22 protein-coding genes are annotated in these 26007 nt (G+C 69.6%); 10 read left to right on the top strand and 12 right to left on the bottom strand.

What is annotated here, in order from left to right:
• Positions 1-73: 73 nt before the first annotated feature.
• The 3 genes from HNP48_RS13095 to HNP48_RS13085 are packed head-to-tail and all read right to left on the bottom strand — an operon-like array spanning position 74 to position 2814.
• The gene (locus HNP48_RS13095) at positions 74-1051 is read right to left on the bottom strand and encodes a TRAP transporter substrate-binding protein (protein WP_184857486.1); all 978 of its coding nucleotides are present in this window, start codon (positions 1049-1051) and stop codon (positions 74-76) included.
• Between the two features lie 54 nt (positions 1052-1105).
• Positions 1106-1999 (bottom strand): SMP-30/gluconolactonase/LRE family protein, encoded by an 894-nt coding sequence (locus tag HNP48_RS13090; protein WP_184857484.1) that lies wholly within the window; start codon positions 1997-1999, stop codon positions 1106-1108.
• Positions 1996-2814, bottom strand: coding sequence for an NAD(P)-dependent oxidoreductase (locus HNP48_RS13085; protein ID WP_184857482.1), 819 nt, complete (start codon positions 2812-2814; stop codon positions 1996-1998). Before HNP48_RS13085 ends, HNP48_RS13090 begins: the two co-directional genes overlap by 4 nt.
• Before the next feature lie 122 nt (positions 2815-2936).
• Between HNP48_RS13085 and HNP48_RS13080 the strand changes: the two genes are divergently transcribed.
• The 6 genes from HNP48_RS13080 to HNP48_RS13055 all read left to right on the top strand — a co-directional run bounded on the left by HNP48_RS13080 (position 2937) and on the right by HNP48_RS13055 (position 11158).
• The gene (locus HNP48_RS13080) at positions 2937-3662 is read left to right on the top strand and encodes a FadR/GntR family transcriptional regulator (protein WP_184857480.1); all 726 of its coding nucleotides are present in this window, start codon (positions 2937-2939) and stop codon (positions 3660-3662) included.
• Positions 3663-4145: 483 nt separating this feature from the next.
• The gene (locus HNP48_RS13075) at positions 4146-5243 is read left to right on the top strand and encodes a porin (RefSeq protein ID WP_184857478.1); all 1098 of its coding nucleotides are present in this window, start codon (positions 4146-4148) and stop codon (positions 5241-5243) included.
• 155 nt (positions 5244-5398) lie between these two features.
• Positions 5399-6838: an aldehyde dehydrogenase family protein gene (locus HNP48_RS13070; RefSeq protein ID WP_184857476.1), complete on the top strand. Its 1440-nt coding sequence runs from the start codon at positions 5399-5401 to the stop codon at positions 6836-6838.
• A gap of 90 nt (positions 6839-6928) precedes the next feature.
• Complete coding sequence (locus HNP48_RS13065; RefSeq protein WP_184857474.1) at positions 6929-7285, top strand: DUF2946 family protein; 357 nt, start codon at positions 6929-6931, stop codon at positions 7283-7285.
• 120 nt (positions 7286-7405) lie between these two features.
• Positions 7406-9598, top strand: coding sequence for a TonB-dependent siderophore receptor (locus tag HNP48_RS13060; RefSeq protein ID WP_184857472.1), 2193 nt, complete (start codon positions 7406-7408; stop codon positions 9596-9598).
• A 15-nt stretch (positions 9599-9613) separates the two neighbouring features.
• Positions 9614-11158: a PepSY domain-containing protein gene (locus tag HNP48_RS13055; protein ID WP_184857470.1), complete on the top strand. Its 1545-nt coding sequence runs from the start codon at positions 9614-9616 to the stop codon at positions 11156-11158.
• Here HNP48_RS13055 and HNP48_RS13050 read toward each other — a convergent pair.
• A complete protein-coding gene (locus tag HNP48_RS13050) occupies positions 11109-12536 on the bottom strand; it encodes an MFS transporter (RefSeq protein WP_184857468.1) in 1428 nt (475 codons plus the stop codon). The genes HNP48_RS13055 and HNP48_RS13050 overlap by 50 nt on opposite strands.
• A 97-nt stretch (positions 12537-12633) precedes the next feature.
• Here HNP48_RS13050 and HNP48_RS13045 point away from each other — a divergent pair, with 97 nt between their 5' ends.
• Positions 12634-13476 (top strand): helix-turn-helix domain-containing protein, encoded by an 843-nt coding sequence (locus HNP48_RS13045; RefSeq protein WP_184857466.1) that lies wholly within the window; start codon positions 12634-12636, stop codon positions 13474-13476.
• A gap of 9 nt (positions 13477-13485) precedes the next feature.
• Here HNP48_RS13045 and HNP48_RS13040 read toward each other — a convergent pair whose 3' ends face one another.
• The 4 genes from HNP48_RS13040 to HNP48_RS13025 all read right to left on the bottom strand — a co-directional run bounded on the left by HNP48_RS13040 (position 13486) and on the right by HNP48_RS13025 (position 19195).
• Entirely contained in the window at positions 13486-14796 is a 1311-nt protein-coding gene (locus HNP48_RS13040) for a nucleobase:cation symporter-2 family protein (protein WP_184857464.1), read from the bottom strand.
• A gap of 185 nt (positions 14797-14981) precedes the next feature.
• Positions 14982-16373 (bottom strand): 8-oxoguanine deaminase, encoded by a 1392-nt coding sequence (locus tag HNP48_RS13035; RefSeq protein ID WP_260420217.1) that lies wholly within the window; start codon positions 16371-16373, stop codon positions 14982-14984.
• 122 nt (positions 16374-16495) lie between these two features.
• The gene (locus tag HNP48_RS13030) at positions 16496-17404 is read right to left on the bottom strand and encodes a LysR family transcriptional regulator (protein WP_184857460.1); all 909 of its coding nucleotides are present in this window, start codon (positions 17402-17404) and stop codon (positions 16496-16498) included.
• Between the two features lie 162 nt (positions 17405-17566).
• Positions 17567-19195: an iron ABC transporter permease gene (locus HNP48_RS13025; RefSeq protein WP_184857458.1), complete on the bottom strand. Its 1629-nt coding sequence runs from the start codon at positions 19193-19195 to the stop codon at positions 17567-17569.
• A gap of 122 nt (positions 19196-19317) precedes the next feature.
• Here HNP48_RS13025 and HNP48_RS13020 point away from each other — a divergent pair, with 122 nt between their 5' ends.
• On the top strand, positions 19318-20406 hold the full coding sequence (locus tag HNP48_RS13020; RefSeq protein ID WP_184857456.1) for an ABC transporter ATP-binding protein: 1089 nt from the start codon (positions 19318-19320) through the stop codon (positions 20404-20406).
• A gap of 184 nt (positions 20407-20590) precedes the next feature.
• Positions 20591-21211 (top strand): DUF6272 family protein, encoded by a 621-nt coding sequence (locus HNP48_RS13015; RefSeq protein WP_184857453.1) that lies wholly within the window; start codon positions 20591-20593, stop codon positions 21209-21211.
• Between the two features lie 16 nt (positions 21212-21227).
• Here the strand turns inward: HNP48_RS13015 and HNP48_RS13010 are convergent, their stop codons facing one another.
• From HNP48_RS13010 to HNP48_RS13000, 3 genes are all read right to left on the bottom strand, one after another.
• Positions 21228-21620, bottom strand: coding sequence for a thiol-disulfide oxidoreductase DCC family protein (locus tag HNP48_RS13010; RefSeq protein WP_184857451.1), 393 nt, complete (start codon positions 21618-21620; stop codon positions 21228-21230).
• Between the two features lie 34 nt (positions 21621-21654).
• Complete coding sequence (locus tag HNP48_RS13005; RefSeq protein ID WP_184857449.1) at positions 21655-22215, bottom strand: DUF4166 domain-containing protein; 561 nt, start codon at positions 22213-22215, stop codon at positions 21655-21657.
• Positions 22216-22431: 216 nt separating this feature from the next.
• Entirely contained in the window at positions 22432-23664 is a 1233-nt protein-coding gene (locus HNP48_RS13000) for a Yip1 family protein (RefSeq protein WP_184857448.1), read from the bottom strand.
• 287 nt (positions 23665-23951) lie between these two features.
• On the opposite strand from HNP48_RS13000, the gene HNP48_RS12995 reads away from it, so the two are divergent.
• Positions 23952-24242, top strand: coding sequence for a hypothetical protein (locus HNP48_RS12995; RefSeq protein ID WP_184857446.1), 291 nt, complete (start codon positions 23952-23954; stop codon positions 24240-24242).
• Positions 24243-24280: 38 nt separating this feature from the next.
• Here HNP48_RS12995 and HNP48_RS12990 read toward each other — a convergent pair whose 3' ends face one another.
• Complete coding sequence (locus HNP48_RS12990) at positions 24281-25957, bottom strand: OmpA family protein (protein WP_184857444.1); 1677 nt, start codon at positions 25955-25957, stop codon at positions 24281-24283.
• Between the last annotated feature and the right edge of the window lie 50 nt (positions 25958-26007).

The following is a 26007-nucleotide window of genomic DNA, read 5'->3' as shown; positions in this document are numbered from 1 at the left end:
AAGGGGCAGGCGGCGGGCTGTTCGTTCCCTGTGCCGCCTGCCCTCAGGACTCACTCTGGCTCTTCTTTTTTGCTTACTGCACGGCGTCGATGCGCTTGACCATGTCCTGCAGCTTGGGGTCCTTGAGGAACTTGTCGTACACCGGCTTCATGGCGGCCTTGAAGGCGACCTTGTCGATCTCGACGATCTGCGCGCCGCCGGCCTTCACGGTGGCCAGGGATTTTTCTTCGCGCTCGTCCCAGATCTTGCGCATGTAGCCCACCGACTCCTTGGCAGCGGCGCGGATGGCCTTCTGGTCATCGGCGCTCAGGGTGTCCCACACGCGCTTGCTGAACAAGAGGATCTCGGGCGCCATGGAATGCTCGGTCTTGTTGAAGTACTTGGCGACTTCGAAGTGGCGCGAGCTTTCGTAGCTGGGGTAGTTGTTCTCGGCAGCGTCCACCAGGCCGGTCTTGAGCGCGGTGTAGACCTCGCCGAAGGGCATGGGAGTGGCGTTGGCGCCCATGGCTTCGAGCAGCGAAACCCACAGGTCGCTCTGCTGCACGCGCACCTTCATGCCCTTGACGTCGGCCAGGGTCTTGACGGGCTTCTTCACGGTGTAGATGGAGCGTGCGCCGCTGTCGTAGAAGGCCAGGCCCACGAAGCCCTGCGATTCGCAGTCCTTCAGGATCTCGTCGCCGATGGCGCCGTCCAGCACCTTGCGCATGTGTTCCTTGTCGCGGAACAGGAAGGGCATGGTGGGCACCATGGTGGCGGGGCAGATGTTGTTCATGGGCGCGACGTTCACGCGCGTCATGGCGATGGCGCCCAGTTTGGTCTGCTCGATGGTGTCCTTCTCGATGCCCAGGGAGCCCTTGGCGTAGACCTTGATGCTGTGCTTGCCACCGGTGGCCTTGTTCAGCGTCTCGCCCATGTGGCGCACGGCCAGCACGGTGGGGTAGTCCTCGGGGTGGATGTCCGACGAGCGGAATTCGGTGGCCTGCGCGGCCAGGCTGCCGAGCAGCACGCCGGCGGCCAGCGCCACGCGGCCAAAGAGGTGTGGAACGTTCATGGTGGTTGTCTCCTGGGTTGAAAGGGGGTGTACGGTGCGGTGCTGCGGCTGCGCTCAGGCAGCGCGGTACGGGGCTTCTGCGAGCCCGCGCACGCCGGGGCGGGCCACGAAGACCGCGCCGCCGTGGGCGATGTCGTCGCCCTGCGGCTGGCCGGGGCGGATGGAGGTGATGAACAGCAGGTCGAGGTCGGGACCGCCGAAGCTGCACATCGAGGGCTTGCTCACCGGCACGGCGAGCGAGCGGTCGAGCACGCCGTCGGGCGTGAAGCGGTGCACCAGGCCGGCGTCGTTGCCGCAGATCCAGTAGCAGCCGTCGGCGTCGATGGCGCCGCCATCGGGCCGGCCGGGCAGCTCGCGCATGTCCACGAACAGGCGACGCGGGCCCAGGCTGCCATCGTCATGCAGGTCCAGCGTCCAGACCTTCTGCACGCTGGGGTGGCTGTCGCTCAGGTACATGGTGGCGCCGTCGGGGCTGAAAGCCAGGCCGTTCTGCGTGACCAGGCCTTCGACCTGGGGCACCGAGAGGCCGCGCGCGTCCTGCCGGTACAAGCGGCCCGCGGGGCGGGCCAGGGCCATGTCGCGCACCATGGTGCCGGCCCAGAAGCGGCCCTGGCGGTCGCAGCGCCCGTCGTTGAAGCGCATGCCCTCCTCGGGGTGCTGCACGGCCGAGACCAGGGTGCAGGCCAGCGTGCCGTCATCGGCCGGGCGCAGGTGAAAGAGGCCCGTGTCCATGCCCGCGATGAGGCCGCCATCGGCATGCAGGGCGATGCAGGCCAGGCGCTCGGGCGTGGCCCAGCTGGTGAGCTGGCGGTCGGCCCAGCGCAGGCGGCGCAGCGCGCGGCCTTCGATGTCCACCCAGTACAGCGCCTGCTCGGCGGGGCTCCACAGCGGGCTTTCGCCCACCTGGTCGCGGTGCCCGGGCAGCAGCAGTTCGACAGCGTCGCTCATTCGAACGGCCCCGTGCGCACGAAGGGGCCACCCTGGTAGATGACGGCGGGGTCGGCCATGTCGGGCGCGGGGTCGGCCGCCTCCACCTTGGCGCGGAAGGGCTCGGAGCTGTCCTGTGGCCGGTAGCCGATATGGCGCGCCAGGGTGTTGTCCCACCAGGTGGTGGTGTTGTCGCCCATGCCGTAGATGGTGCTGTGGCCCACCACGGGCGCGGTCAGGCTGGCCACGACCAGGCGCTCCAGGTCGTCGTAGCTCATCCAGGTGGCGAGCATGCGGCGGTTGCGCGGCTCGGGGAAGGAGGAGCCGATGCGCAGGCACACGGTCTCGATGCCGTAGCGGTCGAAGTAAAAGCGCGACAGGTCTTCGCCGAAGGCCTTGGAGACGCCGTACAGGCCGTCGGGGCGCGCCGGGTCCTTGAGGCCCACGACCTCGTCCTGGCGGTAGAAGCCGGTGACATGGTTGCTGCTGGCAAAGATCACGCGCTTGACGCCCTGCTTGCGTGCGGCCTCGTACAGGTTGTACACGCCCACGATGTTGGCGGGCAGGATGGCGTCCCAGGGTTGCTCGGTGGACACGCCACCCAGGTGCACCACGGCATCCACACCGGCCAGCAGTGCATGGATGGCAGCGGCGTCTTCCAGCTGGGCGGGGCGCACTTCCTCGCCCGCGGCCTCGGAACCCAGTTCGGCGATGTCGGACAGGCGCAGGGTGGTGCAGTAGGCCTTCAGACGGGTGCGCAGCTCACGGCCCAGACCGCCGGCGGCACCGGTGAGCAGCAGGCGGTTGAATCGGATCGGTGTCGGGTGACAAGGCATGGAAATTCAGGTGGTTCTTGGTACAGTGGCGGTATGCTGCGTTGCACGTCATCAGTTGTCGTACAACGCGAATGCAATGTACTCCCAAGCGCCCCCCGATCACATAGGGATAACACCAAGAAATGAACACCGCCATCGCCCTTCGCCGCAAGCCCCGTACCCTGGCCCTGGAGCTGGTTGAATCCCTGGGCGATCGCATCCGCGACGGGCGGCTGGCGCTGGGTGACAAGCTGCCCACGGAGGCGGCCATCATGGCGGAGTTCGAGGTCAGCCGCACAGTGGTGCGCGAGGCCATCTCCAAGCTGCAGGCCTCGGGCCTGGTGGAGACGCGCCACGGCATCGGCACCTTCGTGCTGGGCCTGGGCCAGGCCCCGGGCTTCAAGATCACGCCCGAGCAGTTCAGCACGCTGCGCGACGTGATCGCGGTGCTGGAACTGCGCATCGGCGTGGAGACCGAAGCCGCCGCACTGGCCGCGCAGCGCCGCACCGAGGCCAATGTGGCCGCCATGCGCGTGGCGCTGGATGCCGTGACCAAGGCCGTGGACGAGGGGCGCGATGCGGTGGCCTCGGACTTCCAGTTCCACCTGGAGATTGCGCGTGCCACGCAGAACAGCCATTTCGCCGAGCTCATGGGCACGTTGGGCAGCATGATCATTCCGCGTGCGCGGCTGGAGGCCGGCGACAGCGAGGGCGACCTGCGCCAGTACCTGCGCCGCGTGAACGGCGAGCACGAAAGCATCTACGACGCCATCGTCGCGCAGGACCCCGATGGCGCGCGCGCCGCCATGCGCACCCACCTGGCCAACAGCCGCGAGCGCCGCCGCCGCGCCCAGGCCGAAGCAGGCTAAGCCTCCGGGGCCAGGCCCCACCCTCCACCCCCAAGCCCCAGGCCGACGCCCCGCCCAGGCGGGCGCGTCAGTACTAACCCGCAGCACCCGCTTTGGCAATTTGTTGTACGATGACATACAACAAATTACCATGTGACGGCCACCGCCCCGACCCGAAAGGCCCGGCGCAGGCCCTTGTACGCCTCATTGCCTGGGAGCCTGTGTCCAATGACCCCACCGAAATGCGCGCCGCCCGCCGGCATGGGACCCCGTGAGGTCAGACATCTGCCTGCGCCGGCCCTTGCGGCCACCGCAGGCTGAGCAGCGCGGCACCCGCCCCCGCAGCACCCGCCGCTCCTTTTCTGCCTTTGCTGGCCCGCGCCGCACCGGCGCAGGGCCCTGCCCCGCCCCATCCACCCCAAGGAGCCCATCCGCCATTTCCACCATCCCCCGCTTTCATCAACCCTGAAGACAACAAGAGACGAGACGAGAGAGACAAACACCATGCAAAAGAAGCACATTTCCCCGCTGTCCCTGGCCGCCTGCGCGGCATTGCTGGCCGCGGCGCCCGCGGCCCAGGCCCAATCGAGCGTGACCCTGTTCACCCTGGTCGACCTCAACGTCAGCCACTACAGCGCGGGCGCGCGCTCGGGTGGCGGCAGCGTGACGTCCATGAACGACGGCACGACCAACGGCCTGAACGGCTCGCGCTGGGGCATCCGCACCGTGGAAGACCTGGGCGGCGGCCTCAAGGCCGGCGTGCTGCTGGAAAACGGCTTCAATGCCGACAACGGCACCTTCGGCCAGGGCGGCCGGGCCTTTGGGCGCCAGGGCTTCGTGTGGCTGTCCTCCGCCTCGGTGGGCGAGCTGCGCCTGGGCCGCCAGTACATCCTGGAAGACTCGGTCATGGGCCTGAGCAACCCCTTCACCAACGCCTTGACGCTGAACCCCGGCACCGGCGTGACCAATGCCGGCAAGGCCCTGCCGCTGTGGCTCAACGCGCCACGCGCCGACAATGTGCTGCAGGTGCAGACCGTGAACTACAGCGGCTTCCAGGCGGCCGCCCAGGTGGCACCCGGCGAGGGCACGGCCGACCGTTTCTACGGCATCAAGCTCAGCTACGCCCAGGGCCCGTTCAACAGCGCGCTGTCGTACGAATGGAACCGCTCGCGCACCACGGGCGACAACGTGAACAAGTCGCTCACGGTGGCGGCCAACTACAACTTCGGCGTGGTCAAGGTGCTGGGCGGCGTGCAGCGCAACCGCGACCTGGCCACCACCTCGGTGAACGGCGCCTTCACGGGCAACAACCTCACGGTGACCGGCACCAACACCTTCGCCATGGACCAGAGCGACGGCAGCACCATCGGCGTGGAAGTGCCCGTGGGCTCCTTCGTGCTGCTGGGCGCCAACTACACGCGTGTGAAGTACGCCAACGCAGCCGGCCAGAACGACACCCTGGGCAAGGTCGCCGTGGGTGCGCGCTACGCGCTGTCCAAGAACACCTTCCTGTATGCGTCGGCGTCGCAAGCCACCGGCGGACTCAAGGATTTCATCAGCCAGAAGAGCGTCACGCAGATCGGCGTGCGCACGGCTTTCTAAGGCAACAGAATGGGCCACCCAGCACCGCACACCGGCAACCGCTGCACAATGCACTGCTCCGCGCAGGCGCCTTGCTGCCGCGACCAGGCCCGTGCGGTGGGCCGGCGGCCCGTTCGGCACTGTTGCCACCACTTTCCCACTACCTGCACCACACCATGCACGCAAACCTGATTGGCGGAACCTGGACCGAAGGCGTCCGCGGCTACCGCAACACCAACCCCTCGGACACCCGCGACGTGATCGGCGACTACGCCGTGGCCAGCCGCGAGCAGGCGCTGGAAGCCGTGTCGGCCGCGCACGCGGCCTTCCCGGCATGGAGCCTGTCCACGCCGCAGCAGCGTTTTGACGTGCTGGATGCGGTGGGCAACGAGATCATCGCGCGCAAGGCCGAGCTCGGTGACCTGCTGGCCCGCGAAGAGGGCAAGACCCTGCCCGAGGCGATTGGCGAAGTGGGCCGCGCGGCCGCCATTTTCAAGTTCTTCGCCGGCGAGGCGCTGCGCCCCGGCGGCGAGGTGCTGCCCTCGGTGCGCCCCGGCGTGGGCATCGAGATCACGCGCGAGCCCCTGGGCGTGATCGGCATCATCACGCCGTGGAACTTCCCCATCGCCATCCCGGCCTGGAAGATCGCCCCGGCCCTGGCCTATGGCAACTGCGTGGTGTTCAAGCCCGCCGAGGTGGTGCCCGGCTCCGCCTGGGCGCTGGCCGACATCCTGCACCGCGCGGGCCTGCCGGCCGGCGTGTTCAACCTGGTGATGGGCCGCGGCTCGGACGTGGGCCAGGTGCTGCTCGAAGACGAGCGCATCGCCGGCGTGAGCTTCACCGGATCGGTGGGCACGGGCCAGCGCGTGGCAGCCGCCTGCGTGCCGCGCGGCGCCAAGGTGCAGCTGGAGATGGGTGGCAAGAACCCCTTCGTGGTGCTCGATGACGCCGACCTCAACGTCGCCGTGGGCGCGGCCATCAACAGCGGCTTCTTCTCCACCGGCCAGCGCTGCACGGCCAGCAGCCGCGTGATCGTGACCGAAGGCATCCACGACCGCTTCGTGGCCGCCATGGTCGAGAAGATGAAGACCCTGAAGGTGGACGACGCGCGCAAGGCCGGCACCGACATCGGCCCCGTGGTGGACGACCGCCAGCTGGCCCAGGACCTGGAGTACATCGGCATCGGCCAGCAGGAAGGCGCCAAGCTGGCCTTTGGCGGCGAAGCCCTGGAGAAGAACGCCGACGGCGCACCCGGCTTCTACCTGCGTCCGGCCCTGTTCACCGAGACCACGCCCGGCATGCGCATCAACCGCGAAGAGATCTTCGGCCCCGTGGTGAGCGTGCAGCGCGTGAAGAACTACGAGGAAGCGCTGGCCCTGGCCAACGACACGCCCTTCGGCCTGGCCAGCGGCATCGCCACCACCAGCCTCAAGCACGCCACGCACTTCAAGCGCCACGCCCAGGCCGGCATGGTGATGGTGAACCTGCCCACGGCGGGCGTGGACTACCACGTGCCGTTCGGCGGTCGCAAGAGCAGCAGCTACGGCCCGCGCGAGCAGGGCCGCTACGCCGCCGAGTTCTACACCACGGTGAAGACGGCGTACACGCAAGCGTAATCCGTCCTGACTTGACACACAGCAATCGGGCGCCTCGGGCGCCTCGGGCGCCCGATTGCTTTTGGCGGCTTGCCTGCATAATTGCGCCCCATGCACGCCCTTCGAACCTTTGCCGCCCTGCGCCTTCTGGTGCTGGCCTGGTTCATGGCGTCCATGGGCGTGGCCATCGCCTCGCCGCTGGTGAACCCGCAGGCCATCGAGGTGATCTGCTCGGGCGCGGGCACCATCAAGCTCCTGGTGCAAACCGACGACGGCACCGTGGAGATGGGCGCCATGGGCATGGACTGCCCGCTGTGCGCCACGGTCGGCGCACCACCTCCGGCCAGCACGGCCACCCTCCCCCTGCCGCAACCGCTGGCGCATGCCCTGCAGCCCGTGGAGGCGGCGCGCATCGCGGCCATCACCGCGGCGCCACTGCCCGCGCGCGGGCCTCCGGCTTCTCTCTGACCTGACCGCCGCACGCGTGGCCCCGAACTGCCCGGGCTGCGCGGCTTTCCCGTCGTCCGCGCGCGGACGGTGCGCACCGGCAGCCCGGTGCCATGCCGTCCGCCAGAGAGTTTTTTTGCCATGTTCCGTTCCCTTTTGGCCGGTGCTGCCGCGCCCGCCCGCGTCTTTCCTCTGTCGCCCTTGTGCACCGCCCTCCTGGCCCTGGTGCCACTGGCCGCCGCGGCGCAGACACCCACCCTGCAACCGGTCGACGTGGTCGATGCCGCGGCCCAGCCCAATGGCCGGCTGCAGCTCGATGTGCCCGTGGCCACGGGCAGCCGCCTGGGCCTCACGGCGCGCGAGACGCCCGCCTCGGTCACCCTGGTGGACCGCGCCACCATCGACGCGCGCGGCGCGCAGGACACGCAGGAGATCCTGCGCGCCGTGCCCGGCGTCAGCGCGCACAATGCGCCCGGCTCCATGGCCGCCAGCTACCGCGGCTTCACGGCCAACTCGGTGGCCCAGCTGTACAACGGCATCAACCCGCAGTACGGCAGCGCCACGCGCGCGGTGGACAGCTGGATCTACGAGCGCGTGGAGGCCATCGGCGGGGCGTCGAGCTTTCTCTACGGCTCGGGCGGCGTGGGCGGCTCGATCAACTACCTGACCAAGACGGCCGAGCGCGGCCATTTTGCCGAGGGCCAGGTGCGCGGCGGCTCCTACGGGCTCAAGGAAGTCTCCGTGGGGCTGAACCGGCAGATCGCAGGCAGCAGCGATGGCGCCGGCCCCGCGCACTTCGCGCGCATCGACCTGAACCACCGCGACGCGGGCAGCTGGACCACGGGCACGAAAACCCAGGCCACGCAGCTGGCCACCTCGCTGCTGTCGGACCTGGGCGGGGGCTTCACCCACACCCTGGCCTATGAATACCAGAAGGACCATGTGGACCGCCCCTACTGGGGCACGCCGGTGCTCAACCCCGCCGTGGGGGCGCTGCACATCAACCCGGCCACGCGCTTTGCCAACTACAACAGCGCCGACGGCGTGTACGAGCACCGCGTGCAGTGGCTGCGCTCGGTGGCGCAGTGGCGCGTGTCCGACGCGCTGCAGCTGCGCAACACCTTCTATGCCTACGACGCGCTGCGCGACTACCGCAACGTGGAGATCTACACCTTCAACGCCGCCAACACGGCCGTGGCGCGCAGCGCGCCCTTTCTGCAGCGCCACGACCAGACGCTGCTGGGCAACCGCATCGAAGGCACCTGGCAGGGCCAGTTGGCGGGCAAGAAGAGCGACTGGGCCTTTGGCCTGGACGTGAGCGTGAACAAGCAGACGCGCTTTCCGCAAAGCCTCTCCACCACCGTCAGCACCGTGAACCCCACCCAGTTCACGACCGAGAATTTCTTCGACATCCCGGGCACCTCGCCGGTCTACAGCGCCGACAAGGACAACAAGGCCACGACCACCGCGCTGTACCTAGAGAACCGCACTGCCGTGGTGCCCGGCCTGAACCTGGTCACCGCACTGCGCCACGAGCGCATCGGCCTGGACCTGGTGAACCGGCGCGCCGTGACGGCGGCCGCGCCCGCCAGCTTCAGCCGCGACTACCACCCTACCACGGGCCGCCTGGGCCTGGTGTGGGACATCGCACCCGGCGCCAGCCTGTACGCCCAGGCCTCGAACGCGGCCGACCCGCCTTCGGGATCGCTGGCATCGGCCTCGTTCGCCGATGTGCGCAACAACAGCGAGCTCACCACGGGCCGCCAGGTCGAAGTGGGCAGCAAGTTCGACTTCTGGGACGGCAAGGGCAGCGCCACGGTGGCGGTGTACGAGATACGGCGCCAGAACATCGCCTCGCAGGACCCGGCCAACCCCAACCTCACGCTGCTGGTGGGCGAGCAATCCTCGCGCGGCATCGAGCTGTCGGCCGGCCTGCGCCCCAGCGCGCAATGGCAGCTGCAGGGCAACCTGGCGCTCACACGCGCACGGTATGAGAACTTCGTGCAGGGTGGCGTGTCCATGGCGGGCAAGGTGCCGGCCCTGGTGCCGCAGGCCGTGGCCAACCTCTGGGTGTCGTATGCCCTCACGCCCACGCTGACGGCCAGCGCCGGGCTGCGCCATGTGGGCAAGGTCTATGGCAATGCGGCCAACACCAAGTACTGGCCCTCGTACACGCTGCTCGACCTGGGCCTGGGCTGGAAGCTCGGCTCCGCCACCACGCTCACGGCGCGCATCCGCAACGCCACCGACCGCACCTACGCGGCCGAGGTGCGCGACCAGGTCTACCTGGGTGCACCCCGCACGGCCGACCTGACGCTGCACACCGCGTTCTGACGGAGGGCCCGCAGCATGCAACACGCCAAGCGCTGGTTGTACCTGGTCCACCGCTGGGCCGGCGTGGTGCTGTGCGCCTTCTTCGCCATGTGGTTCGTCTCGGGCGTGGTGATGATGTACGTGGGCTACCCCAAGCTCACGGCGGCCGAGCGCCTGGAGCACCTGCCCCCGCTGCGCATGGCCGCCATTGCGCTGGAGCCGGCCGACGCGCTGCGCGCGGCCGGCATCGCAGGCCCTCTGGCCGAGCTGCGCCTGGCCGTGGCCAGCGGCGGGCGCGCGGCCTACCTGGTGCAGCCCGAGGGCGCGCCCAAGCGCAAACCGGCCACGGTGGTCGACGCCACCACGGGCCAGGTGCTGCGCGGTGTGGACGCGGCCTGGGCCACAGCATCGGCCCAGGCCTTCGCGGGCGCATCGCAGAGCACCCCGCGCCACCTGGGTACGCTGGACGAGGACGCCTTCACCCATTCGCGCGCGCTCGATGCACACCGCCCGCTGCACCGCCTGGCGCTGGGCGATGCGGCAGGCACCGAGGTCTATGTCTCGGGCACCACGGGCGAGGTGGTGCGCGACGCCACGCGCAGCGAGCGCGGCTGGAACTATGTGGGCGCGTGGATCCACTGGCTCTACCCGTTTCGCGGCAATGTGTTCAATGCCTGGTGGGCCGACATCGTGAACTGGCTGTCCATCGCGGGCATCGTGCTCACCGTCACCGGCACGGTGGTGGGCGTGATGCGCTGGCGCTTCACGCAGCGCTACAAGAGCGGCTCGCGCTCGCCCTACCGGGGGCTGATGATGCGCTGGCACCATGTCTTCGGCCTGCTGTTCGCCGCCGTGACGCTGACCTGGATCTTCAGCGGCCTGATGTCGATGAATCCGTGGAAGATTTTCGACAGCGGCGCACCGGCCCTGCGCACCCAGGCCATGCATGGCGGCGCGCTGCGGCTGCCCGCGCAGGCCGCCAGCGTGCAGGCCCTGCTGGCAGCGGCATCGCCCAACACGCGCGAACTGCGCTGGGTGCGCCATGCGGGCCACACGCTGGTGCTGGCCGCCGGCCCCACGGGCGCCCCCGCGGTATTGGACGCTGCCAGCGCACAGGCCCGGGCCCTCGACCCGGCGCAACTGCAGGCCGCCGCCGCGCGCCTGCTGCCCGACCCGGTGGCGCGCACCGAGCTGCTGCGCGAGTACGACCTGCACTACTACAGCCGCGCCGCCCACACCATGACGGGCGGGGGCGACAAGCCCTTGCCCGTGCTGCGCGTGGTGTTTGCCGACGCGCACGCCACCTGGGTGCACATCGACCCGCACACCGGCGCCGTGCTCGACAAAAGCGACACCCACCGCCGCGCCAGCCGCTGGCTGTTTGCGCTGCTGCACAGCTGGGACTGGGGCCCGCTGCTCGCGCACCGGCCGCTGTGGGATGCGCTGCTCATCGTGCTAAGCCTGGGTGGCGCGGTGCTCAGCCTCACGGGCGTGGTGGTGGGCTGGCGCAGGCTGGTGCGGCCCTGGCGCCTCAATCCGGCTGGCGCAGCGCCAGCGAGACCAGGCCGCACACCAGGCTGAGCCCCGCCGCGGCCAGCAGTGCGGCGTGGTAGCCGGCCAGCTGCGCCGCCTGGGGTGCACCGCCGGCGCCCTGGGCCACAGCCCCGGCCAGCGTGGCCAGTGCAGCCACGCCAAGGGCGCCGCCGAGCTGGCGCGCGGTGTTGGCCAGGCCCGAGGCGAGGCCTGCGTCCTGCAGGGGCACGCCCGAGGTCACGGCGTGGGTGGCCGCCAGGATCACCAGGCCCAGCCCGCCGCCCACCAGCAGCGTGGGGCCCAGCACCTGGGTGAGGAAGTGCGCCTCGGCCGGCATGGCCGCCAGCCAGGCCAAGCCAGCCGCGGCCACCAGCGCGCCCCACAGCGGCAGGCGCGCCGCGCCGTTGCGCGCCAGGCGCCCGGCGAACACCAGGCGCGCCGCCGCCAGCGCCACGCCCATGGGCAGCATGGCCAAGCCGGTGTCGCGCGCACTGTAGCCGGCGCCATGCTGCAGCAGGGCCGACACCAGAAACACCGAGGCCGTGAGCGTGGCGCCCAGGCAGAGCATGAGCCCATTGCCCACGCGCAGGTTGGGCAGTGCAAAGATGGACAGGCGCACCAGCGGGCTGGCGCTGCGCGCCTCGATGGCCACGAACAGCGGCCACAGCACGGCGGCCGCCGCCAGCGCGCCGAGCACGGTGGGCGAGGCCCAGCCCAGCTCGGTGGACTGGGTGATGCCATAGACCAGCGCCACGCTGGCCAGCGTGGAGACCAGGGCACCGGGCAGGTCCAGCGGCGGGCGCGTGCTGCGTGGCGCCGGGGGCAGCAGGCTGGCCGCGACGCCGGCCATGAGCGCCAGGCCCACGGGCACGTTGACGAACATCACCCAGCGCCAGCCGGCCGCATCGGTAAGCACGCCACCGATCACCACGCCGAAGGCAAAGCCCGCCGAGTTGAGCGCCGCCCACAGCGACAGGGCGCGGGCACGGGCGGCCTTGTCGTGGTGGGTGGCGGCCATCACCAACGCCATCGACGAGGTGGCCAGCACCGCCGCGCCCACGCCCTGCACGGCGCGCGCCGCCAGCAGCCAGGGGGCGCTGGCCGCCAGGCCAGCAGCGAGGCTGGCCAGCGTGAACAGCGCCAGCCCGGCCTGCAGCACCGGGCGGCGGCCATAGAGGTCACCGGCACGCGCAGCCAGCAGCATGCAGCCGCCCAGGGCCAGCAGGTAGGCATCGATGACCCACTGCAGCGCGGCGTGCGACAGCTGCAGGTCGCGCTCGATGGCGGGCAGCGCCACGTTCACGATGGAGCCGTCCATGACGACCATGAACGAGGCGATGCAGGCCATGGTGACGATGAGCCAGGCCGGCAGATGGGGGCGCAGCAGCGGCGCGGGCGGGGATACGGGGAGGGGAACGGCAGACATGGACAGGCTCCGACAACGAAAAAACAAGCCTGCAGTCTCGACCGGGAGGGGCTTGGAGTGATAACGTCATATGGACGTAAAACAATGAAATCCGGCCATGGCATCCAGCACCCCTGATTCCCGCATCTCCGTGAACGAGGCCTTTCGCGACCTGAGCGAGCGCGCCGATGGGCCGGCGCTGATCGCGGTGTGGGGCACGCACCAGCCCGAGAGCGAATTCCAGCTGGGCACGCGCGAGACCGGCTGGCACGGCCACCTGCGCGGCCAGCTGTTTTGCATCGAGAACGGGCTGGTGCACATGCGCACGCGCCAGGGCTCGTGGTTGATGCCACCGCACCGCGCGGGCTGGATTCCCCCGGGCCAGGAGCACACGGCCCACATCAGCGGCGTGACCAGTGGCTGGAACGTGGTCATCACCCCCGAGGCGGCGCGCGGCCTGCCGCAAACGCCCTGCGTGTTCGGGGTGAGCGAGCTGCTGCGCGCCCTGGTGCGCCGCGCCGCGGCCTGGACGCACCAGGAGACATTGACGGCCCCCCAGCGCCGCGTGGCGGCCGTGCTGCTCGACGAGATGAAGAGCGCGCCCCACGAGCCCCTGCACCTGCCCATGCCGGCCGACCGGCGCCTGCTGCGCATCGCCAAGGCCGTGCTGGCCGACCCGGGCGACGCGCGCACGCTGGAGCAGTGGGCCGACTGGGCCGGCCTGTCGCCGCGCACGCTGAGCCGGCTGTGCCAGGCCGAACTCGGGTCGAGCTTTGCCCAGTGGCGCCAGCAGGCCGGCCTGGTGCATGCGCTGGAGGCGCTGGCGCGCGGCGAGCCGGTGGCCCAGGTGGCCGACGCGCTGGGCTATGCCACGCCGAGCAATTTCATCGCCATGTTCCGCCGCGCATTCGGCACCTCGCCCGCGCGCTACTTTGCGCAGCGCAACGGGCAGGAGGGCTGAGCGCGCCCTTCAGGCGGGCTCGTCTTCCTCGTGCTCGCGCCCGGGCAGCAGCAGGTTCAGCGCCACGGCCACCAGCGCGCCCACGGTGATGCCCGAGCCGAAGACCTCGCGCACAAAGGCCGGCATGCGCGCCAGCAGGTCGGGCCGCACGGTGACGGCCAGGCCGCAGCCCAACGACACGGCGATGATCAGCGTGTTGCGGCGCGAGGGCGCGGTGCCGGCCAGCATGCGGATGCCGGCCGCAACGATCATCGCGAACATCATGAGCCCCGCGCCGCCCAGCACGGGCTGCGGAATGGTCACCACCAGCGCGCCCAGCACCGGGAACAGCCCGGCCAGCAACAGCAGCACGCCCGTGAGCGTGACCACATGGCGGCTGGCCACGCCGGTGAGCGAGACCACGCCCACGTTCTGCGCAAAGGTGGACAGCGGCGGGCTGGACATCACGGCCGCGAAGGCCGAGCCCACGCCGTCGCACAGGATGCCGCTGGCCAGGCGCTTGCCCGGGATGCGCGTCTGCGTGGCCGCGCCCAGCGCCATGAAGGTGCCCGTGGTCTCGACGATGGTGACCAGAAAGGCGATGGACATGGCGACGATGCCCGACACCGGGAAGGCCATGCCGAAGTGCAGCGGCTGCGGGATGGCGAACACGGGTGCCTCGCGCACCTGGGTGAAGTCGATGAGCCCGAGCGCCAGGCACAGCACATAGCCACTGGCGATGCCCAGCACCACGGCACTGGCCGAGACGATGCCCTTGCCCCACTGCACGAAGGCGATGACCAGGGCCAGCACAAAGCCCGCGATGGCCAGGTGGCCCACGGCGCCGTAGTCGCGCGCGCCCACGCCGCCGGCCGCCCAGTCCACCGCCACGGGGGTGAGCGACAGGCCGATCAGGGTCACGACCACGCTGGTCACGGTGTGCGGGAAGAAGCGGCGTATCACCGGCATGAAGAAGCTGCCCAAGATCATCACCAGCGAGCCCACGAGCGAGGAGCCCAGGATGCCGGCCACGCCATGCTCCAGGCCCACGCTGATGCCCGCGCCGACAAAGGCGAAGCTGGTGCCCATGACGCAGGGCAGGCGTATGCCCACCGGCCCCACGCCCTTGCACTGGATGATGGTGACGATGCCCGAGCCCAGCAGCGCGGCGTTCACCAGCGCCACGATCTGGTCGGCCGGCAGCTTGAGCGCGCCGCCCACCACCAGGGGCACGGCGATGATGCCGCCGAGCGCGGCCAGCAGGTGCTGCAGCGAGAGCAGCACCGCGGTGGCGAGCACCGGGGGCCGGTCCTCCACCTGGTAGAGCAGTTGTTGTTCCATGTCTTGTCTCCTTGTCCGTTGGCCCTTTTTTTGCGGGCACTTGTCGTCATGTGAGGGATGCGCGGTACGGGGTCGTCGGGTGTCTGGCAGCAGCTCCTTGGGTACGGTGGCGGGCGGCATGCGCCCAGGGTGAACCGGGCCGGCCGCAAAGGGGCAGCCCGGTGGAGGATGGGTGAATCGAACGCTCAGTGGCCGGCCGAGGCCCGCTCGAACAGCGTTTGCGCCAGCGCGTTGTGCCGCCCCAGCACCACGGGCAGGTCGGCCGTGAGCAGGCGGCCGCGCTCGACCACCACGCGGCCGTTGATGACGCTGGTGTCCACGTTGGCGGGGGTGCAGAACACCAGGGCCGCCACCGGGTCATGGCCCGCGCCGGCATAGCCCACGGCCGCCATGTCGAAGGCCACGAAGTCGGCCGACATGCCGGGTGCCAGCGCACCGATGTCGTCGCGGTTGAGCACGCGCGCGCCGCCCAGGGTGGCGATCTCCAGCGCCTCGCGCGCACCCATGGCGGCCGGGCCGTGGCCCACGCGCTGCAGCAGCAGGGCCTGGCGCGCCTCGCCCAGCATGTGCGCGCCGTCGTTCGATGCACTGCCGTCCACCCCCAGGCCCACGGGCACGCCGGCATCGCGCATGCTGCGCACGGGCGCGATGCCCGAGGCCAGGCGCATGTTGGAGCAGGGGCAGTGCGCCACGCCGGTGCCGGTGCGCGCGAACAGGGCGATGCCCTCGGGGTCGAGCTTGACGCAGTGCGCATGCCACACATCGCGGCCGACCCAGCCCAGGCTTTCGGCGTACTGCGCGGGGGTCATGTCGAACTTCTCGCGCGAGAAGGCCACGTCGTTGTCGTTCTCGGCCAGGTGGGTGTGCAGCGACACGCCGTGCGCGCGCGCCAGCAGGGCCGACTCGCGCATCAGCCCGCGCGTCACCGAGAACGGCGAGCAGGGCGCCAGCACCACGCGCAGCATGGCGTGGCGCGAGGCGTCGTGGTACTGCTGGATGAGGCGCAGGCTGTCGCGCAGGATGGCCTCTTCTTCTTCGACCACCGCATCGGGCGGCAGGCCGCCCTTGCTGCGCCCCAGGCTCATGGAGCCGCGCGCGGCATGGAAGCGCATGCCCATCTGCTGCGCGGCGGCAATGGCATCGTCGAGCCGCGCACCGTTGGGGTAGAGGTACAGGTGGTCGCTGGTGGTGGTGCAGCCCGAGAGCATGAGTTCGGCCATGGCCGTCTGGGTGGACACGTACACCATCTCGGGTGTGAGGTGCGACCACAGCATGTAGAGGTTGGTCAGCCACGAGAACAGCTCGGCATCCTGCGCTGCGGGCACGGCGCGCGTGAGGCTCTGGTACATGTGGTGGTGGGTGTTGACCAGGCCGGGCAGCAGCACGCGGCCGCGCATGTCGAGCACCTGGGCCCGGCCCTCGTCGGCCATGCGGCGGTACTCGTGCGGCAGCTCGGCCGTGGGGCCCACCCACTGCACGGCGGGGCCCTCGGCCACCAGGGCGCCATCGCGGATCTCGCGGCGTTGCGCGTCCATGGTGACGAGGACATCGGCGTTCAGGGCGATCAGGGTGCTCATGGGGCGGCTTCTCATTCTTGGCAAATTCAATGCCGCCAGTCTAGGAACGCTGGCGCCTTGGCGATAGCGCCGAATTGCGCTTGCGGTGTCCACAAAATGTGGACACCCAAGATGCCCTGGTTTCAGCGTGCCGTGGCGAACAGCCGCGCCAGCGCATCCGTGATGTTGGCCGCCATGAGCTCGGCCGCGGGACTGAGCTGCCCCTTGGCACGCGCCGCCAGCACCAGGGTCTGGCGCGCCAGGTGGGGGTCGCGCAGCGGCACGAAGACCAGGGCATTGCGCGCACGCTCTTCCATCACATCGAGCGGGTTGAGCAGGGCAATGCCCTCGCCCAGCACCACCAGGCGCAAGATGAGCGCCATCGAGGTCGACTCGGCCACGGGCGTCACTGTGATGGCGTTGCGCGCAAAGGCCTCGTCGAGCAAGGTGCGGATGGTGAGCTGCGGCGCCGGCAGGATGAGCGCGTGGCCGATGCAGTCGCTGAGCAGCACCGAGGACTGGCGCGCCAGCGCGTGCCTGGGCGGCACCACGGCGCCGATGGGCCATTCGCTGGCCGACAGGGTGCGCAGCGCGGGCTTGAGCGAGAGGTCGTAGCCCAGGCCCAGCTCGGCGTCGCCACGCTCCACGGCGGCCGGGATCTCGGTGATGGGCAGGTCGATGGCGCGCACCGCGATGCCCGGGTAGCGCTGGCGAAACGCATGCACCAGCGAGGGCAGCAGCGAGCCCGCCAGGCCCGCCGTGGTGGCCACGGTGATCTCGCCGCGGCGCTCGTCCTTGAACTCGGCAATGCGCTCGCGCAGCGCGGCATGCTCGCGCAGGGTGCTGCGCACATGGGCCAGCACCATCTCGCCCAGCGGCGTGAGGCGCAGGCGGTTGTGGATGCGGTCGAACAGCGGCGCACCCAGCTCCGCCTCCAGGTCCAGGATCTGGCGGTTGACCGCAGTGGGCGCCACGTGCAGGTGCTCGGCCGCCTTGCGGATGGAACCGCGGCGCACCACTTCGTCGAGGTAGCGGAGAACTCGGGCGTGCATGGGGCGCAGGTTACCCGGTTTGCCGCCAAGTGCTGCAGATGCACGGCTTCAAGCGGCTCACAAAACTCAGCGAAGCGGTTCTGGCTAGGCGCCGCGTCGCAGGCAGTACGAGCAGTACGACAAGACGCGGCAACGACGCCAGAAGAGTTTTTTGAGCCGCTCTCAGCGCTTGCCGGAGCGCAGGGTGCGGCTGAGCAGTATCACCGGCACCAGCCCCACGGCCACCAGGGCCAGCGAGGGCAGCGCGGCCTCGCCCAGGCGCTCGTCGCGCGCGAGCTGGTAGGCCACCACGGCCAGGGTGTCGCTGTTGAAGGGGCGCAGCACCATGGTGGCGGGCAGCTCCTTCATCACGTCCACAAAGACCAGCAGCGCCGCGGCCGCGGTGGAGCGCTTGAGCAGCGGCCAGTGCACACGCGCCAGCAGGCCCGCGCCGCCGGTGCCCAGCATGCGCGCCGAGTCATCGAGGCTTTGCGGGATGCGCGCATAGCCGCTTTGCATGGACTGCAGCGCCACCGCGCAAAAGCGCACCAGGTAGGCCCAGACGATGCCGGTGGCAGTAGCGGTGACCAGGGCGCCCAGGCCCCACTGGGGCATGGCCGCCTGCAGCCAGCCCACGGGCAGCAGCAGGCCCACGACGATGACGGCGCCGGGCACGGCATAGCCCAGGCTCACCAGTTGCACCACGCCGCGCGCCACCGCGTCGGCGCTGCGGCGCACGGCAAAGGCCAGGGCCAGCGCCACGATGACGGCCAGCACGGCGGTGATGGCGCCCAGGCGCACGCTGTTGCCGGCCCATTCGATGAAGCGCGCCCAGGGCAGCACCGACCAGTCGGCCGCCAGCGGGCGCAGCATGAAGACCACGGGCGCGACGAAGCCCATGAGCACCGGCAGCCCGCACACGGCCCAGGCCAGCAGCCGCGCGCTGCCGCGCAGCACCATGGGCTGGGCCTCGGCCGAACCCGCGCGGCCCAGGCCGGCGGCAAAGCGCATGCGCTTTTGCGCGCGCTGCTCCAGGTGCAAGAGGGCCATCACCACCACCAGCAGGATGGTGGCCAGCTGCGCGGCGGCGAGCCGGTTGTCCATGGACAGCCAGGCCTTGTAGATGCCGGTGGTGAAGGTCTGGATGCCGAAGTAGCTGGCCACGCCGAAGTCGGCCAGCGTTTCCATGAGCACCAGGGCCACGCCCGCGGCCACGGCCGGGCGCGCCAGCGGCAGGGCCACGGTGCGGATGCGGCGCGGCAGCGGCGCACCGAGCAGGCGCGCGGCCTCCATGAGGTGCGCGGCGCGCTCGCCCAGCGCGGTGCGTGCCAGCAGGTAGACATAGGGGTAGAGCGAGAAGATGAACACCCAGACCGCGCCGCCCAGGCTGCGCACCTCGGGCAGCAGCCGGCCTTCAAGCCCGAAGCTGGCGCGCAGCCACACCTGCAGCGGGCCGCTGAACTGCAGGAAGTCGGTGTACGCATAGGCCGTGACATAGGCGGGCATGGCCAGGGGCAGCAGCAGCAGCCATTCAAAGGTGCGCCGGCCCGGAAAGTCGAACAGCGTCACGGCCGCCGCCGCGCCCGTGCCCACGATGGCCGCGCCCAGCGCCACCAGCACGCTCAGCCACAGGGTGGTGACCACGTAGCCGGGCAGCACGGTGGACGCCATCTCGCGCAGGATGGCGCCGGCCTGCACATCGGTGTGGCCAAAGGGCAGCCACGAGGCCAGCACCGCCAGCACGGGCAGGACCAGCACGCCTGCAAGCAGGACCAGGGGAAGGGTGTGAAGGCGAAACGGTGTGCGGCGCAAGGCAGGGGACTCGGCAGTAGGGACAGGGCACGCCGGCTGCCGCCGCTGGCAAGGCACCAGACAGGCCAGGGAATGCAAATGCGAATTTTAAGCATTTGGCCCCGGCCACCTAAAATGGGGCCATGTTTCTTGAGGTCACCCAACTCGAAGTGCGCTATGCCGGCCGCCCCCGCGCCGCCGTGCAGAACGTGTCCCTGGGCCTGCGCGCGGGCGATATCGGCGTGCTCATCGGCCCCTCGGGCTGCGGCAAGACGACCCTGCTGCGCGCCGTGGCCGGGCTCGAGCCCGTGTCGGGCGGGCAGATCAGCCTGACCGGGCAGGTGGTCAGCAGCGCCAGCGTGAGCGTGCCGCCCGAGCAGCGGCGCATCGGCATGGTGTTCCAGGACTATGCGCTGTTTCCGCACCTCTCGGTGGGGCGCAACGTGGCCTTTGGCATCCACCAGCTGCCGCGCGCCGAGCAGGCCGCGCGCGTGGCCGAGGTGCTGGCCCTGGTGGGGCTGGAAGGCAGCGAGCAGCGCTTTCCGCACGAGCTCTCGGGCGGGCAGCAGCAGCGCGTGGCGCTGGCGCGTGCGCTGGCGCCGCGCCCGCAGCTGATGCTGCTGGACGAGCCGTTCTCCAACCTCGACGTGGACCTGCGCGAGCGCCTGGCGCACGAGGTGCGCGGCATCCTCAAGGCGGCGGGCGCCACGGCGCTGTTCGTCACGCACGACCAGCTGGAGGCCTTTGCCATCGGCGACGCGATCGGCGTGATGCACGAAGGCCAGCTGCACCAGTGGGACGATGCCTACACCCTGTACCACCGCCCGGCCACGCGCTTCGTGGCGGACTTCATCGGCCATGGCGTGTTCGCGCCCGCCACGCTGGTGCAGCGCGGCAGCAACGTGGTGGCGCAAACGCCCGTGGGCGAGCTCACCGACCTGGCCGAATGCCCCCTGCCCGCGAGCTACCCGGGCGGCGAATGCGATGTGCTGCTGCGCGCCGACGACATCGTGCACGACGACGCCTCGCCGGTGCAGGCGCAGATCGTGCGCAAGTCCTTCCGCGGCTCGGAGTTTTTGTACACCCTGCGCCTGGCCAACGGCCAGACCATGCTGGCCCATGTGCCCAGCCACCATGACCATGCGGTGGGCGAGTGGATCGGCATCCGTGCCGAGGCCGACCATGTGGTGACCTTCCCGCGCGAGACGGCAGCCACGGCCAGCGCGGCCTGAACGGGCAGCGCAGCGGCTGCCAGAGCCGCTGCATCATCAAAACGTCACGGCGCCGTCATGCAGGGCGGCAAGAATCGGTTGCAATTCGTAGCATCATCGGTTCTACCCGCATGCCTTTCCTCGACCCGCGCCCGGCCATGGCGGCCGGCGGCGCCCCTGACCTCGCCCCCGCTGGAGCCGCCGCATGAACGGCCCCGATTTCGAACGCTTCCAGGCCAACGCGCAGGACTGCGGCGTGCTGTTCTACTACGCGGGGGAGTTCACGCCCGCTGTGGTGGCCGCAGCGGCCGACTCGCTCAAGCAGCGCCTGGCCACCGAGGACGCCTCGGGCCCGGCCAAGCGCAAGCTGTTCTCCACCTTTGTGGAAATGGCGCACAACATCCTGCACTATGCCGTGCCGCCCGAGGACGATGGCGCTGCGCCGCTGGCGGCGGATGCGGCCCCCGGCCCCAAAGGCGCCATCGGCGTGGGCAAGGACCTGCCTGACAACGGCCAGGAGGCTGCCGAGGCCGCGCCCGCCCAGTACTGGATCGTGTGCAGCAACGCGGTAGACATCGCCCACGTGCCGCGGCTCACCGACAAGCTCGACACGCTGCGCGCCATGAGCCTCGAAGAGATCAAGCAAAGCTACCGCGAGCAGCTGCGCAATGCCGACCACAACGCCAACGACACCCTGAGCAAGGGCGCCGGCCTGGGCCTGCTGACCATTGCGCGCGACGCCAGCGCGCCGCTGGAATACAGCTTTGCCTCCACGCCGGAATCCGAAGGCCGCACCGCCCAGTTCCACGTCAAGGCACGTATCTGATCGCGCCCAAACGCCCCTAGTCGAGGAACCGCCCCGCGTGCTCCGGGGCGGGCACCATGCAGACCTCGGACCGCCCCCAGATGCGGTAGCGGTTGCGCGCCACCAGCCGGTACAGCGCATCGCGCAGCGGCGCGGGCACCAGCCAGCCCACCCAGGCCAGCCGCCAGGGCCAGCCCAGGCGGTGCAGGATGCGCAGGATGGCGGCCGTGTGCTGCCAGCTGCGCCCGCCTTCGACCACCAGCAGCGTCTGCAGCCCCTCACCGGCCGAAAGGCCCGCCCCGTTCAGCAGGCGCGCGCCCTGCTCGCCCTGCATGGAGGCAAAGCGGATGCGGCCCTGCCGGTCATGGCGCAGCAGGAACTGCACCCAGCCGTTGCACAGCAGGCACTTGCCATCAAAGACGACAATCATCGGTGCGCAGCGTCGAAGACGGCAATCATGGTGGCTAAGCCGGCACCCGCAGATGCCCCTGGTAGGCCACCACGCGGCCGATCCAGGGCACGGTGGCCTGCACCTCGAAGTGCAGCTCATCGTCGCCCTGCCCCGTCTCGCGCGCCACGATGGCGGGCTGCAGCCAGCGCGGGCACGGCAGGCCCAGAAAGCGCATGCGCACCAGGCGCATCTCGAGCCGGCCGCCCTCCACCGCCGACAGGCCGAACAGCAGCCGCGCAGCGCCCATGTGCTCCTCCACAAAGCCCGGCGCCTCGCGCAAGGTGGAGCGCATGGTGCGCGTGGGGAAGATGCGCGTCCACACCTCGGCACTGGGCGTGGCATCGAGCTCGAAGCGTATCGCCCCCTGCCCCGCCTGCTGCGGCGCCCCCAGGCCCCAGGCCAGCACCCGGCCCAGCAGCGATGCAGGTGCTTGCACCTGCACCTGGCCATGCAGCACCTGCGGCCCGGCCAGCCGGTGGAAACGCGCCACAGGGGAAGACAGCCGGTCGAAATCGCCGCCCATCACGCGCTGGTACAGCGTGGCGGGTGCGGCAGGGGCAATGGTGTCGTTCATGGGACCTTGCATCCAGGACAAAGGCCTGTGTTGGCCCAGTCTACCCGCCTTGGTGTGCAGGCAAAAAAAGCGGGCCGGAGCCCGCGCACGCCTCATACGAATTTGCGTTCAACCGTCTAACGTCGTTGGTTCGCCTTGCCGTGCTACAGCACTGTCTGCGGCTTCCCGCCTAGTTATACGATTGAACGCAAATCCGTATCAAAGGGGTGGTTTGCCTCAGCCTTTGGGCTTGCGCTGCAGGGCCTCAAGCGCATTGAGGTCTACCTGCGAGAGCATGCCGCGCAGGTCTTTCACGCCCACGCCGTCGCCTTCGATGCCAACCACCAGGCCGTTCTTGAGCACGGTCTTGAATTCGGCACGGCTGCCGTCCTTCTGGTAGCTCTGGTGCAGGGTGCGGCCATTCTCCTGCCAGGTCTTCTCGGCGCTGGTCTGGTCTTCCTTTTCGCCCTGGCCCATGCCCATGGCGAGGGCCGCCATCTGGCCCAGGCCGCCGATGTCGATGATCTCGATGCGCACGCGCTTGTCGCCGCTGCCATACGAAGCGCTGGCCTGGCTGGTGGGCAGGCCCAGGGCCGCGCCGTCCTGCACGTCAAAGCCCGTGCGGGGCAGGTCGGCCAGTTTCTCGGGCAGCGCGGCCTTGAGCGACTGGGCCGCCACGGCCTGGCCGCCACCCATCATGCCGGCGGCAGCCGCCACGGCGCCGCTGTTGGCGGCGGCAATGGCGGCAGGGTCCTGGCTCTTCTGGGCCTTTTCCATCTGGCGTGCGGCCTCTTCCATCTTCTTGCTCGCGGCTTCGAGGCCGGCGGTGTCGATGGTGACCTTGCCGCCGGGGGTGTTCACGGAGATCGCGGGTGCATCGGCGCCGCCGAACAGGGCGGGGCCACGGGGCGTGAAGAGCGAACCGACGGCAGCGATGATGATGCCCACCACGATGCCCGCGACGATCACCACGGCCGTGTAGGCGATCGACTTGTCGGGGTTGCTTCGCATCAGCGCCGGCAGGCCGAGGTAGACCAGGTAGATGGAGTACAGCGCCGCCACAAAGCCCAGCATGGCCAGGGCCGGCAACAGGCTGAAGATGCCGCCCAGCAGCGCCGCCGTGCTCCCGTAGACCGCCACCTTGAGCGCCTGGATCTGGTTCTTCTGCCCGCCGAAAGTGGGGGCCAGCGCGTCAATGATGAGGCCCAGCACGAACACGCCCACCAGGCTCAGCACATACGAGACCACCATGTTCATCAAGCCCGAAAGGATGGGCACGCGCACGGTGAAGCCGAAGCCGCCAAAGCCCACCAGCGACATGCCGATGAAGCCGCAGACCGCGGGGATGACCGCCAGGATCATCAGGTACTGGGTGTACAGGCCCGCCACATCGGCCGGCTCGGCGTCGATGGTGGACCACTCCTCCTTGGGTTTGAGAAGAATGTTCTTGACGCGTTCAATCAGGTTCATGGCGGTGCCCTCCCGGCAGTGTGAATGGACGCCTGCGCCCTCGACATGGAGGCAGGCAGGCTGGCTGGTCAACTGGTGCGGACGATAAGGCAATTGCAGGGGTTTCCACACCCCATCCCGGCTCCCTCGCGCCGCAAATGTGGAATATGCACGGTTTCGGGCAGGCAGGCTACTCCGGCTGTCTGGGAGCGGGCAAACGGGGCCGGCTTGCAGGAATCGCGGCGAGCGATACAGTGGCACCGAAAATCCGCCCCGCAGTCCCGCGAAGGCGGCCGAGGGAGCGGGCCATGAAATTCAGCCACGACACGGAGGGAAAGCTGGTTCCGACCGAGGTACTGGCATTGCAAGCCTGCGTTGCCGACGTGAAACAACAGCTCGACGACCGGCCCTTGGCAAAGCGGGCCGATGACATTGCCCACCTGACATCGGCGCTGGCCCCACAGTCCGGCCCAGGGCTCACCGATGAAGACAACCGCGTGCTGGCGCTGTACCAGGAGGGCGTTCTTGATTTCCGCCATGTGTTCGACCACTTCGGGCAGCGGCTGGTGGCTGCGATGGTGGATGCCCCGGGTGAATGAACGGCCGGCGCTGCGCTGCAGGCATCACCGACGGCATCTCACGAGGCCACAGCGCCCAGGATCCGCAGAATCTCGTTTTTCTTGCGCTGGCGCTCCGGGTCCACAACGGACAGAAACGGCACGGCATGGCATGGGCCATGGGACATGCAGGCAAGCTGCGGAACCACCTCCGACAGGTCTTCTGCCACCTCCAGGGCGGGCCGAAACGCTGCGTCTTGCCACGTGCGCACCTGCAGGGACACGCCCTGTGCCACCAGAAACCGCACCAGGGCGGGTGCGTACCGTTCGATGGCGACGCCCAGTGCACTCATCCCTCGCTCATCGGTCGCACCGAGATCCACGCCGCGTTCGTGCAAAGCCTCCAGCACGGGCAGCGCCACATCTCCCTGCCGTGCCACGGACACCACGGCATCGCCCGCGTTCAGCAGCGGTGCCCCGTTGCGCAGGAGCCAAAGCTGGTTGGCGATGATCCGGGTCTCCCACAGCAACTCCTTGCCCTCCTCGCCGCCGATATCGGCACCGGCCTGCTTCATGAAATCCAGGACCTCCACGCTGGCATAGCCCAGCGCTTCCCGCAGGGGAGTGGTCTCTGGGCTGGACGGAAAGATACGCCCCTTGGCATTGATATCCAGGCCCCAGCCGAGCAGGCGCTGCACATCGGCAACCGTCTTCAACCGGGAGGTGTGGAACAGCGTGGCGCCCTGCACGGGGCGGCTGGCCGGATTGCCGCCCCAGGCCAGCAGGCGTTCCAGCACGGCGGGGCTTCGGCCAGCGGCGACCACCATGTCCGCATCGATGAACCGCTGGGCCCCACCCGCGAGATAGGCGTCGACCACCTGGGCCTGATCGATTCCGGCCACCGCACATTGAAGCCCCGCCGGCGTGCGGGACTCCGCCCCCGCCGCGTGCAGCAACCGGATGACCTCAGCGCGCCCGGCCGCACTACCCTCCCCCTTGCATGCGGCCTGCAGCAGCGCGTCCCGTTGCTTTACGTCAAGGACCCGGCCCTCGCGGCGCAGCCAGTCCGTGAAGTAATCGAACTTGCCGAAGGCCAGGGCCATCCCGGCAATCTCGATCCGCTGCATGCGGGTGGTGGCGATGCCTGCATGGGGCAACCGGGTGAACAGGTCGTCGCGCCGGTGCTGCAGCGCTGAACGGTACAGGGTAGGAGCCCGTACCCAGCCCGTTCGGGCCAGCGACCGGGCCACCACCATTGCAGAGTCGCCTTCCGTTGCGAGGAAGGCGGCTTCCCACCTGACAAGGCGACACTGCGGGGAAGGGGGCGAGTAGCGATACCTTCCGTCGGAGATCGACTCCAGCTCTACCCGGCGATTCTTCGCACTGCCAACGTCAGTGGCATCGTCCGCCACAGGCTGGCGTGCGCCCTTGCCCTCGGCGTGGATGCTGTTCGCGTCCCACCCTGTATTGGCCACCAACCATTCCTTCACGGCGAGCGCCCTGGCCAAAGACAAGTCTTTCGCATTCCGCTCCCGTGGCGATGCATGTCCAATGACCACCATCTCCTTCAGCGGTTCCGACCCCGCCTTGCATTTCTGCTGGTCGAGATAGTCGATTTGCTCGCCCGAGAGGACGGACGAGCCCGGATCAAAATAGACATCGCCCACAATCTTGAAGGCCCAACCAAACGACGGCACCAGCGCCACCGCCAGCACCGCCATCGCCCGGGTGCATGTGCGCAAGAAGATCAGCAGCATCACCGCACTCTAATGCAGCCATTGCTCGCGCACCAAACACGGTGTGCGCG

The organism is Acidovorax soli, assembly GCF_014207955.1.
In the GTDB taxonomy this organism is placed as follows: domain Bacteria; phylum Pseudomonadota; class Gammaproteobacteria; order Burkholderiales; family Burkholderiaceae_C; genus Acidovorax; species Acidovorax soli_A.
The sequence above is the reverse complement of the archived record's forward strand: the minus strand, read 5'-3'. Positions and strand labels throughout refer to the sequence as shown.